Origin of the sequence: Micromonospora endophytica, from assembly GCF_003236305.1 — a bacterium.
GTDB classification, from domain to species: Bacteria; Actinomycetota; Actinomycetes; order Mycobacteriales; family Micromonosporaceae; genus Micromonospora; species Micromonospora endophytica.
Map to the genome: position 1 here is coordinate 1 of NZ_POTX01000459.1, position 1,384 is coordinate 1,384.

The window sequence follows — 1,384 nt, forward strand, 5'->3', positions numbered from 1 at the left end:
GGGGGTGGGGCGGGCGGTGTGGGCGCGGGTGGTTAGTTCCGCTGCCAGGGTCCAGGCTTCGGTGACATCGCGATCCACCGCCGCCGCGCCGGCTCCGCCCGCGGTGTCGGCGTGCACGGTGGCCAGCCCCAGCATCCGCTGCACCGGTCCCTGCACCACCCGGACGCTCTGCAACCGGGCGTACGGCACGATCGTGAGCTGACGGGTGAGCAGACCCGAGCGTACGACGAAGACCCGCTCGGCCAGGCCGGCGCCGAGCACCTGGCGGCTCAGCGGGTTGACCCACCGGGCCCGGGTCGGCGGTGGGGTGAGCGGTAGCGACGACAGGACGACGCCGGGCAGCACCTCGGCCACGATCGCCTCGCCGGTGGTCAGGTCACCGACGGGAAGCAAGCGGTCCGGACGGTTGCGCTGGTCGGGCTCGCCGGCGGCGTAACCGGCCACTTCCAGGCGTAGCCGCAGCCACCCCTTGACCCGCCAGAGCAGTGGCCAGGTCACGCCCACGGTCTGTACCCGGTGCAGCGGCACGGTCTGCGCCCTGGTCTCCAGCAGACCGTTGCGGATCCGGAGCCGGTCCTCGTCGCGGGCGAGCTGGAACCGCCAGTCGTCGAGCACCCGGCGTACGGGTTGCAGCAGGATGCCTGCCATCGCGGTGAGCGTGCTCGCCACCGCGATGAACGACCACGATCCTTCGGACAGGAACTGCGCGACCACGAAGACCACGCCGAAGGGCAGCAGGAACGCCTGGGGGGTGAGCAGTTGGCTGATCAACAGGTCGCGGTTCTCGACGGCGTGCAGTGGCCGGCCGGCCGGCACGGGCGGCTCCCCGGCCTGCGTCGGCACCTGCGCCGGCGGGGCGCCGGGTGCGGCTGCGGTCCGGGCCCCGGCCAGGGCCAGCAGGCGTCGCCGCAGGGCCGCCGCCTCGGCCACCCCGAGGAACGCCAGCGGCGCCTCGGTCTTGCCGCCGCCGACGACCTCCAACCGCAGCTCCGCCAGGCCGGTGAGCTGGGCGAGCAGCGGACGTACGACCTCGACCGCCTGGAGCCGTTCCAACGGGATGGCCCGGGTCCGGCGCCAGAGCAGCCCCTCGTGGATCCGCAACTCCCGGCCGACCACCTGGTAGCCGGTGTTGTACCAGCTGACCACCGCCAGCACGGTGGCGCCGAGGGCGATCACGATCACCATCGCCACGAACCAACCGAACCCGACCCGGGACAACGTCGACCAGGAGAGTCCGGCGATCACCACGACCAGGGACTTGGCGCCGTGCAGGGCGGGGCTCAACGGATGCAGTCGCTGCCGGCTGTGCAGCGGATCCGGCGGCGGCCCCGGCGGGTACGGCCCACCGTGCGGGTGGCCGGGCGGTGGCGCGTCGGTGGGGGGT

General features: G+C 73.7%; 1 protein-coding gene. It reads right to left on the reverse strand.

Translation table 11 applies throughout. The features are described 5' to 3' along the window. A partial coding sequence (locus C1I93_RS30485; protein WP_258378392.1) for a PH domain-containing protein occupies positions 1–1,384 on the reverse strand: 1,384 nt, incomplete at both ends.